10 protein-coding genes are annotated in these 10,160 nt (G+C 52.6%); all 10 read right to left on the bottom strand.

What is annotated here, in order from left to right; all coding sequences use genetic code 11:
- Positions 1-143 precede the first annotated feature (143 nt).
- On the bottom strand, positions 144-863 hold the full coding sequence (locus tag F4Y39_09210; GenBank protein MYC13887.1) for a hypothetical protein: 720 nt from the start codon (positions 861-863) through the stop codon (positions 144-146).
- Entirely contained in the window at positions 860-2,053 is a 1,194-nt protein-coding gene (locus F4Y39_09205; protein MYC13886.1) for an ABC transporter substrate-binding protein, read from the bottom strand. The genes F4Y39_09210 and F4Y39_09205 overlap by 4 nt, the downstream gene beginning before the upstream one ends.
- A gap of 163 nt (positions 2,054-2,216) precedes the next feature.
- Positions 2,217-3,017 (bottom strand): phytanoyl-CoA dioxygenase family protein, encoded by an 801-nt coding sequence (locus tag F4Y39_09200; GenBank protein MYC13885.1) that lies wholly within the window; start codon positions 3,015-3,017, stop codon positions 2,217-2,219.
- Positions 3,018-3,044: 27 nt separating this feature from the next.
- A complete protein-coding gene (locus F4Y39_09195) occupies positions 3,045-4,490 on the bottom strand; it encodes a hypothetical protein (protein ID MYC13884.1) in 1,446 nt (481 codons plus the stop codon).
- A 97-nt stretch (positions 4,491-4,587) separates the two neighbouring features.
- Positions 4,588-5,007, bottom strand: coding sequence for a hypothetical protein (locus F4Y39_09190; GenBank protein ID MYC13883.1), 420 nt, complete (start codon positions 5,005-5,007; stop codon positions 4,588-4,590).
- Positions 5,008-5,160: 153 nt separating this feature from the next.
- On the bottom strand, positions 5,161-6,741 hold the full coding sequence (locus F4Y39_09185) for a family 10 glycosylhydrolase (GenBank protein ID MYC13882.1): 1,581 nt from the start codon (positions 6,739-6,741) through the stop codon (positions 5,161-5,163).
- A 21-nt stretch (positions 6,742-6,762) separates the two neighbouring features.
- Positions 6,763-7,203, bottom strand: coding sequence for a cupin domain-containing protein (locus tag F4Y39_09180; protein ID MYC13881.1), 441 nt, complete (start codon positions 7,201-7,203; stop codon positions 6,763-6,765).
- A 113-nt stretch (positions 7,204-7,316) separates the two neighbouring features.
- Positions 7,317-7,907, bottom strand: coding sequence for a DJ-1/PfpI family protein (locus F4Y39_09175; GenBank protein MYC13880.1), 591 nt, complete (start codon positions 7,905-7,907; stop codon positions 7,317-7,319).
- 83 nt (positions 7,908-7,990) lie between these two features.
- Positions 7,991-8,773 (bottom strand): SDR family oxidoreductase, encoded by a 783-nt coding sequence (locus F4Y39_09170; protein ID MYC13879.1) that lies wholly within the window; start codon positions 8,771-8,773, stop codon positions 7,991-7,993.
- Positions 8,774-8,971: 198 nt separating this feature from the next.
- A complete protein-coding gene (locus F4Y39_09165; protein MYC13878.1) occupies positions 8,972-10,057 on the bottom strand; it encodes an inositol-3-phosphate synthase in 1,086 nt (361 codons plus the stop codon).
- Positions 10,058-10,160: the final 103 nt, after the last annotated feature.

Genomic DNA, 10,160 nt, shown 5'->3' with positions numbered 1-10,160 from the left:
CGAATCAGCGAATCTACGAATCAGCGAATCTACGAATCAGCGAATCTACGAATCATCAATCAGTCCCAACCATCGTCATTGCGGCATGCTTTAAGCCGCAATCCAGAAGGTTTTGGGTGGCTGGGCGGGGTTCGTCTATTCGTCTATTCGTCTATTCGTCTATTCGTCTCTTTACCCTCAGAAACATAGAAGAAGAGGTTGGCGAGGTGTCCGACCTCGTCGTCGCGCGATAGCAGTTTGTCGTCCGAGGCTCCATTTTCACCGCGCGCGCGACCCACTGCATAAGCGAGGAGATCGCCGAGGGGATTCGCCGCGAGGTTGACGAGCCATATCGCAGCAAAGAAGCCTACCACGAGTATGATGCAGATGAGATAGACCTGTCTTCCGATTGCTCTTTGAATTTTTAGCGCAATCAGCCCCGTGTCCATGCCCACGTGAACCGTGCCGGCAATGCCCGCCAGAATCGGACTGCCCACTTCGACGAAATCGCCCATTCCAGGCAGATTGCGTTCTATGGCTTCTGTCTTGAATGGGTCGTCTGTTCGAATGACTTCGGGAATGCCGGGTACAAATGTGTGGGCGAGAAATTCACCTGATTCATCCGTGATATAGATGTATTTGATGCTCTGGATTTCGACAAATTGATCGATGAGCGACTGCAGAGCTGCGAGGTCCCGATTTAAGAGAATATCGACACTGGAGTCGGCGATAGTCTTCGCGATGTTCTTGCTGTTGTTCTCGTATTCCTCCGACAAGTGTGTATCGACCGTATAAATACACAAGGCGGATGTTGACAGGCTGATTATACCAAATAGCGCGAAGATGCCGAACCGCGTTTTTTGAAAGAGTTTTTTGATTTTCATTTTGTGCCAAACCTGTCTTCCCAGTTATCCAGCGTGACAAAACGGTCGTTTTCGACAACCGTGTAATAGACTCGCTGTAGGCCCTGTCGGCGATCTGGACCAAAAGAGACCTGTTCGCCGATGCCCAGATCGAAATCCTGAATGCTGAAGACCGCGTCTTCGAGTTGGCTTCGCTGCGGGTTGTCGCTGAGGCGGCGCAGAATTTCAACCATTAATTTGGCGTTGAGAAATCCCTCGAGGCTAACAAAGCTCTGAGCGAAGGGTGTGTAGTCTTCTTTCACCAGTTCTTCGGGTGGTTGTGGGGCGTATTGTTGCATCATTTCGCGGTACTCCTGGACGGCTGGTGTGGATGTTTCTTCGTAGCTGGGTACCACCTGAGAGTTTACGAGCAGTTGCGTGTATGAGTCGCTGTTGTCCTGTCCTTCGGTGAGGAGTTTTAAGAGGTTTTCACTTCCGACAAAGGACAGGTTGGCAATTGGAACTCGTAGGCCGAGGTTAACGGCGTCGCGCGCAAAGGCCGCACAAGCCGCATAGGCTCCAATGCAGATCACCGCTTCCGGGTCTGATGCTTTCAGTATTTCGACCTGTTTTCGCATGCTGCCGGTGAATTTTTCTCCGCGGCGGTACGTGGCTTCGCCCACTATTTGTTCTCCGTGCCTCTTCAAGGCACTTCTTACGCCTGCCCATCCACTGCGACCATAAGCATCGGCTTGATAGAATACGGCAATGCGTTTTCGGTTGATGCGGATAAAATTATCCACGAGACCAGCGGTTTCCTGGCGGTAGGAGGCGCGCAGATTAAAGGCGAAGTCGCCATAAGGCGGTTCTCGCTGGGGTTGCGCACCGGTGAATGGAAAGAATAAGAAGATGTTTTTGTCCTGGAATTTTTTGAGCATGGGGAGCACGCGGGTTACGGTGGGGGTTCCGACATAACCGAAGAGCAAAAACACTTCGTCTTCCAACATCAATTGCAAGGTGTTTTTGACGGAGGGGTCGGGCTGGTAGCCGTCGTCATAGGTTTTGAGAACTATTTTGCGTCCCGATATGCCTCCCTGCTGATTGATGTGTGTGAAATACGCACTGGCACCGCGATACAGTTCGATGCCCAAACCCCGGGATGGACCGGAGAACGCAGCGGATACACCGAGTATGATCTCGGTGTCGGTGACGCCAGATGATGTCCGTGTCATGGTGTGCCTCCTTGTTTGTGGTTCAAGCTGGTCGGTGTTGGCGACCGCTATCAGAGTTTTCAACCATGGGGCGATCGCGCAACAGGCAAGGCCGGAATGGATGAGTGCTCTTCTCGTTATTGGTTCCATACGGGATGTGCTCTTTCGCTGATGCCAGGTCTGATCATTCTTCGAGTGTTGGGCGATTTAGCCGCGTGTGATAGGGCGGTTCCATGACTGCGCGTTGTCGTTCGTTTGCCCATTCGGGTATGTCGTAGGCGCGTACATACGCCATGTTGCCGGCGGTGTAGCGGGTGAGCGTTGACCGCCGTGGATGGTCTGCTGTCCAGGGCAGGGTGCCGTGTGTGACGGCTTCGGTGAAGATGATTGCGTCGCCTGCCTTACAGGTGATCTGGCGGATGTGTTCCTGGTATTTTTGATACAGGCGCATTTCCTGCGGACAGGGATAATTGCTTTTGTGCGATCCCGGGATGAGGGAGAGACCGCCGTCGCCCGGGTTGACATCTGTGAGCTGGATGGAGACGACGGTGAGGCCGTTGTGCATTTTGCCATCTCTGAATATATAATACTGGTTGGGGTCAAATCCGGGTCCAGAGGAGCCGTGGAAGCGATGGCCTTCGGCACCTTTGTCCATCCAGAGCAGGAACATCTGGTGATCGATGCGAAAGCCTTTGCCGAGTATTTCGTTGAGATAGGGCACAATGAGGGGATGCGCCAGCATGTCGCGGAAGGGGTTGCACCAGGGTTCGTCCCAGTGGATGAGGCTGCCGAGTTCGCCGCGACCATGCGTGCCTTCAAGGGCTGGTGAGTCGCCGTCAAGACGCTGTTCTCTCGGGCGGATACGCCCCTTTTCGAGGTGGCGATCAACCGCTTCGTTAGCCAGGGCGAGTTCGTCTTCGGTTAAAACGTTTTCAACGACGAGATACCCGTTGAGGTCAAAGAGATATTTTTCGTCTTCGGTCATGGTGTTGTAGTTTCTTGTTCGAGGTTTTCAATTTATCAGACTCGCATACGCCTCTCGTCCTTGTCGGAACAGGTCTATGACTTCTTCACGTTGCTGGTCGGTGTTGTAACGACCATAGGTGTCGATCCATTTGAGCGCGTCTTCGATACCGTTGAGAAAATACTGTGCGGATTCGTTGCGTTCGGCAGGTGGACGGCCGCAGGCAAAATAAACCGGACTGCTGTGTGCGTAGATCGATTGGTCAAAGCTGTCGCGCTGGTTGCCCCAGAGCCGGGCTGCGACCCAGCCGTCGCGGTCGATATTGACCCGATGGCGAATGGCGCCTTCGCGTTTGCCTTCGGGATAGTTTTCCCTATGAATGATGCGGCCATTCATCGCGATTTCGGCGCAGTGAATGGGGTAATAGGACGTGAATGTGGATTCTATGTCGAGCGAGCCGCCAGAGGGCAATTCAACTGTGGCGCCCATGGGGTGGTCGTTTACGTTCAGGTCAATAGCGGGACCATTGGTGATAAAGGTGTTGCCCGATTTCATACCGGTTATCCAGTTTTCGTAGGAGAACGCGCCTCTGGTGTTGACATAGACGCGGTTGTTGGAGCAGACGAACCAGTCGGTGCCGGTAGAGGCGGGCAAGGCGATGCCGCAGTTGAGCAGTTTGTACCACAGGTCGTATTCGGGGTCCATCCAGAAGGGGTCGAAGAGGTTGAAGGCGTCCAGTTTGCCCAGTGCCGCGGCAATGGGGGCTTCCATGCCGCGACCATTGTGACACCATATCACAATGCCGCCCTGATCGCGGGCTTCGTCACAGCAAAAGCACAGGGGGGGATAGTCGGGGTCGAATTGCGCTGTGAGGATGTGGCCGCGGCTGACGGGTTGGATGAGGTTGCGGATGTTGAGGAACATGACGTGTCCATATCCGAACCCCCAGGGCGAGTTTTCGCCGTAGTGGCGGTTTTCTTCGCCGATGTCGAGTACGTGATGTGCGGTGGTAAATTCGTTCATCACGCCGATGGGATATTTGTTGCTGGCGTAGGGGAGTTGTCTTCTGTCGAGGACGCTTACGACGGTGACGTTGTAGCCTTCCACGCTACAGTCAATGGCGAGTCGGTCGTCGGGGCGGGTTTCCTTTTCGTCGTAGTGGATGTGTGTGTTGCCCGGATACCAGTTGTTTTCCTGCGGAATATACCAGCGGTTGAGGGTGATTTCGACGTCTTTGACGCCGTTTTCCGGCATTTCGACTACGGTGCGGATGGGTTCGTATTCTGTACCGCGTTCGACCAATATGTCGGTGCGCCCGCGCGAGGCTTGAACTTCAAATTCGCCATCGCAGAAGAAGAAGGGTGTGCCGGGGCCGCGTTTGAGCATGGCATCGCGCGGGTGACAAAAACGACCGTTGGCGGTCAGGACGTGTACTTTGGCGTTGATGTGTTCGCCGGTCGCGCTGTCAATAATATGTCCGTGCAGGGTGCCCATCGTACGCTCCGGTTATTCGAGATGTTCTACAATAGCGTTTCGAGAATTCGATCAAATATTCCTTGCAGCCCCTCTCAGAGCCGCAAGGAACGCCTGATTATAAGTCGAGCTTGTCTGCAAATGCCAGCATTTTTGCTTCAACCTCCTGGGCAATCGGTTGTAGTGTTTCCTGGTCGATCTCGATTTGCTGTATCCTTTCATCCACATTTGTCGTGAGACAAAAACGCAGGTTGTGTGTCAGATCGTGCATCGCGTGCCCGATATGGTCTCGAACCGTTCCGGGAGGGTACATCCATTGCCTTGCCCGGGTCTGTTTCAGGTTGATGTGGCAGTGACCTTTCCCGCCGTGTTTTTTTGCCTCTCCAAAGCAGTCCAGACGCAAAACCTCCTGGTTGTAAGCATACACAGACGCCGCGGGACCGTAACCGGCGCGGTCGTTCCGCCAATAGACTTCCAATCGCACATCGTCTTGTATCGGGTATGTAGTCCGATCTTGTCTGCCTGGTTGTGTATCCATGTCTTGTCCTTTCTGTTGTGGCGCAGATGACTGCAGGATCTATGGGTCTTTCTTCAGGATATTATTAAAATTTCTTGAAGTCAAGATACATCTCTTGTGGAAAAAAAGAAACACTTCTACCGGGGCGTTTTGCATTCTGTATTTGTCCGCAGGCTATTGGTCGCCCGTCTGGGAATGAGATCGGATCCCGCATTCTATGTGATCAACGACGATATCCTCTTCGATATTCTCCGCAGATTTTGCGATGGTCAGTCCCAGGTGGTTGTCGCCATAAATAAATGGCGGGTTTGATAACGCGATTGTACACGATGGGGGTTGGTCGTTATCAGGCCAGGTCCATTTCAGATCTTGAGATGGGATTTTTGTGCCGTTGATGTCAACTGTGAGTGCGTCGTCTTTTGACAAGCCCTGTGTAAAGAAAGTCAGAGTGTTTTCTGAAGGGATGGGTTCTGAGGGGAGATGTTCACACAGGCGAAATCTGAAGGTGTCTCGTTGTCCCATTTTTTGGCGGGAGAGGACGAGTTCTTCTTTGATATAGACCTCGCCCAAACTTTTGCTATTTGCCCAGAGTGAACGGAATGTGTAGTGTCGGTCTGGGCCGATGTTTTGCGGGTCTTTTAATTCTACGAGGTCGTTCATCGCTGCTGGATACATTGTGGGGTTTTTTGCGCCATTAGTTCCCGGGGGTTCAAACTGAGGTCCCCAGTGAAAGAAGTAATTTTGGGTCGAAAAGCCATCGGCACCTGCGGCATAGAAGTTTTGCAATGCGGCGCGGTATTGGGACATGTCCATGAGAAATTCTGTATCTATACTGAGTCTGGGTTGTACTTGAGGATAGACATAACAGTTGTGCTGCCGGGCTATTGATACAAAGTCTTCGTATTTTTCGTTGAAGTCAGTGAATCCAAAATCTCCGGGTGCGACATAGTCGATCAGGCCCTCTTTGATCCAGGTGGGTACGTCCAAGCTCAGGTTTTTGCAGCCCGCCATTTGCTGGGGTACGCGTACGCCGAGGATGAGGTTTCGGTCTCTGCCTGTTGGGGAATGGGCACTGTCCAGCATGTTGCGGACTTGTCGAATAAAGCCGTTCATGGTGCTGTGACTGTGTGATAGTTCGGCTCGGGGAAAACATTCTGCAAGGCGGGTGAAGTTAAATTCCATGCCGTCTATGTCGAAGCGGTTGGCGACTTCTTCCATGATGGCGAGTAGATAGGCGCGCACTTCTGGTATGGCGTAGTTTAAGGAGCACCCGTATTTGCGGCTTTCGGGCGATGCACGTCTGGTGGAGGGTTTGTATTCTCTGAGTACCCATTCGGGTTTTTCGTCGCAGAGTTTTTTGAAGAATTCCGTGTGGTGGCCGTGGCGGTCGTTCATTCGAAAACCAGCGATAAATTCCATGCCCTGCTTATGGCATTCGTCGATATAGACTTCGACGGGCATGATTCCGCTGTCCATTATGGGTATCAGGCGCTGGTGCTGGTGCCGGATGTCGTAAGGGCATTTGTCGGTTCGCCAGAACATAGTCATTGCTTCGGCGAAGATTTCCTGTACGAGGGTGTCGATACTGCCCGCGGAGGCGTAATTGCGAACGATCTGACGCAGTTCTTCGGGTTTGGCCGCCGGGACGCTGAGGTGGCTGGTGGTGTTTGAAGGGTCGCTGACGTAGATGAGACGGCGCGTGCCACGGGGTTGCAAGCCGCCCAGATGTGGGGATGATGTTTGTGAAGTTGGCATTTGGTCCGTCCTTGTTCGCGTTTATGGCGGGGCTGTCTGTTGCGGTTGCGCGCCATCGGGTAGGGGAGGTACGTCGATGCCTGCCTTCGGCAGGGTGCCGGTCATTTCCTGCTGCGGGTGCGCAATAAAGCCAGCGGCACAGCAGTAGATCATTTTCAGGGGTACGTCTCCCAGGTTGGTGAGTTGATGATATTCTCCCGGGGGAATGTACACGGCCTGACCGGCTTTCAGGGTTTGTCTTTCGGTTCCAAGACACATTTCGCCTTCGCCTTCTATGACGAAGTAGATTTCTTCCTGTGCCTGATTGTGCCAGGGTACCTGCCCTCCGTTGGGTTCGAAGGTGACGAATCCAACGGAGAATTCCTCGGTAGGGATGGGGGTGCCAGTACCTGCAACAGGCTGTGTTCTTCTGCGTGCGGGAAATTGTCGGCCTTCAATCTCGCGCAGGTCTGAGATGATCATACACTTACTCCTCTCAACGAATCAACGAATCGAGATTCGCACTGACTTTGGGTGGCGGGATGGGATTCGTCTATGAACTGGTCTGAGAAACGACCAGTTTTACCCCGCTCCGTCTAATCGGCGGCGACTGTTTCGCGGGTTTTCATTTTTTCGCGTTCTTCGATGAGCAGGTTCATCCAGTGTTTCATGTACTGTCCGTGGTCGTTCCACACGCGGCCGCTGACCAGATTGCCGTCGATGACGCACGGTTCATCAACGAAGATGCCGCCGCAGACTTCGAGGTCAAATTGACATTTCCAAACGCAGGCCATGCGACGCCCTTTTACTACGCCTGCGCGACACGGGATTTCAACGCCGTGACAGACGCTGGCAACGGGTTTGTTGTGTTCAAAGAAATAACGCGTGATGCGAATGAGATCGGGGTCGTCGCGAATGTATTCGGGGGCGCGACCACCAGAGAAGAAGATGCCGACGTATTCGGAGGGGTCAACGTCTCGAAAGGCGATGTCGGCGTTGATCGAATACCCTTTCCATTCTTCGGTGATGTCCCAGCCGGGGGAGATTTCGTGGAGTACCATTTGATAGCGTCGTTTGTCTGGCCCGGCGACAACGGGGGTGAAACCGTCTTCCTGTATTCTGAGAAATGGGTATAGGGTATCGACGGTTTCTGTGGCGTCTCCTACGATGATGAGTACTTTGTCCATGACGGTCTCCTTTGTTATATATCGACGAGGATGGTTTGATGCTCCTGGACAGATCGCACGATGGCGTCGGCAGTTGCGATTTTTTATTTTTTTTTCGGCAAGTTCATGCCCATGCGTCCACCATCAACGTGGATGGTTTGGGCTGTGATATAGGAGGCGTCTTCGCTGAGGAGGAAGGCGATGACAGAGGCGACTTCCTCGGGTTGTGCGCGCCGCCCCATGATGCAGGATGAGATCGGTGTTTCTTCCAGTTCTTTTCTGCGCGCCTGCGGGTCTGGGGCATTGCCAAAGTGCATTTCTGTGACGATCCAGCCCGGTGCTACGGCATTGACGCGAATGCCGTATTCAACAAACTCATAGGCCATTGTTTTTGTCATCGAAACCAGGCTTGCTTTGATCGCATCATAGACCAGCATGTTCTTGCGACCGAGGAATCCCCCTTCAGAGGAGGTGTTGACGATTGCGCCGCCCTGTTTTTTTAATAGGGGCAAGAGGACTTCGGTTATCAGTACCCAACCTCTTACAATTCTCGTTTCGGGTTCCCAGTTTTTACGCCATTCGCCGTCTTCAATATTGCCTTGTCTCAATATGGCGGCGTTGTTCACGAGCATGTGAAGTGCGGGGAATGTTTCCGAGACGATCCGACCCGCTTTTCTGACGGATGCATCGTCTGACAAATCGACTTGTAAAAACGTGGCTTTGCCACCGGCTTCTCGGATCTCAGATACGGCGCGATTGCCCATCTCTGCATTCAGGTCTGCGATGATTGCGTGCGCGCCTTCGTCTGCGAGGCGATTTGCCGTTGCCCGACCAATGCCAGAAGCACCGCCTGTGATGAGGGCGATCTTATTTTCAAAACGCCTCATTTGGACCTCTTTTTTGCTCTGTTTAGAGATTATGGATAAAGCATTGGGTAAATTAGCCTCTTAGAAATAGAAATCAAACGGTTTTTATTGCAATGTTCAAAAATAAAAAAGCGACCAGGGGCTAAAGCCCAGGATCGCTTAAAATATAAGATAAACACAGTGCGTGCCAAATGGCAAACACTGTGTGGGAGAGAGATTTTACTCTTTTATGCCGTACTGGCGAATAAAGTCACTCGTCATTTCGCGAGCTTGATCGTCGCTAAATTGTTTGGGTGGCGATTTCATCAGGTAAGACGATGGTCCCATCAAGGGACCTTTGAGGCCGTGGTTGAGGGCGAGTTTGCAGAGCCTGACTGCGTCGATGACCACGCCCGCTGAGTTCGGTGAGTCCCAGACTTCGAGTTTGAGTTCCAGATTGAGGGGCACGCCGCCAAAGGTTTCGCCTTCCATGCGGATATGACACCATTTGCGGTCTTCCAGCCAGGGAATGTGATCGCTGGGACCAACGTGAATATTGTCTTCGCCCAGGTCGTAGTCGAGCTGAGAGGTGACGGCCTGTGTTTTGGAGATTTTTTTGGATTCCAGGCGTTCGCGTTCGAGCATGTTGTAAAAGTCGGTGTTGCCGCCAAAATTGAGTTGATACGTTTTGCTGAGTTTGACGCCGCGTTCGCGGAACAGGCGGGTGAGCACGCGGTGGGTGATGGTGGCGCCGACCTGTGACTTGATGTCGTCTCCGATGAGAGGCAGGCCGCGTTTTTCAAAGCGCTCGGGCCAGTGTCCGGCACTGGCGATAAAGACGGGCATGCAGTTGACGAAGGCACATCCGGCCTGGAGGACTTGTTCCACATACCACTTGGTGGCCTGTTCGCTGCCCACGGGCAGGTAATTGACGACGACGTCTGTGCGCGTGGCTTTGAGGATTTCGGCGATGTCAACGGTGTCGCCTTCGGCTTTTGTTATGACTTGATCGAGGTATTTGCCCAGTCCATCGTGGGTCATGCCGCGGTAAACGGGAACGTCGAGGTGGGGGACATCGGCAAATTTGATGGTGTTGTTGGGATGGGCAAAGATGGCTTCGCTCAAGTCTTTGTCCACTTTTTCCGCATTGACGTCAAAGGCTGCGGAAAATTCAATGTCGCGGATGTGATAGCCGCCCAGGTTGGGGTGCATCAATCCGGGTATGAAATCATCTTCAGAAGCGTTTTTGTAGTATTCGACGCCCTGTACAAGGGAGGATGCACAGTTGCCTACACCGATGATGGCGACTCGGACTTTGGAGGACATGATTCTTCTCCTTGCGTGAAAAGAGTTCATAAAATATTGTCGAACAAATGTCTGTGATTTTTTCTTATTAGACAAATCAATAATTGCTATATTATTTATAGAT

Source organism: Gemmatimonadota bacterium (assembly GCA_009838845.1).
GTDB lineage: Bacteria > Latescibacterota > UBA2968 > UBA2968 > UBA2968 > VXRD01.
The sequence above is the reverse complement of the archived record's forward strand: the minus strand, read 5'-3'. Positions and strand labels throughout refer to the sequence as shown.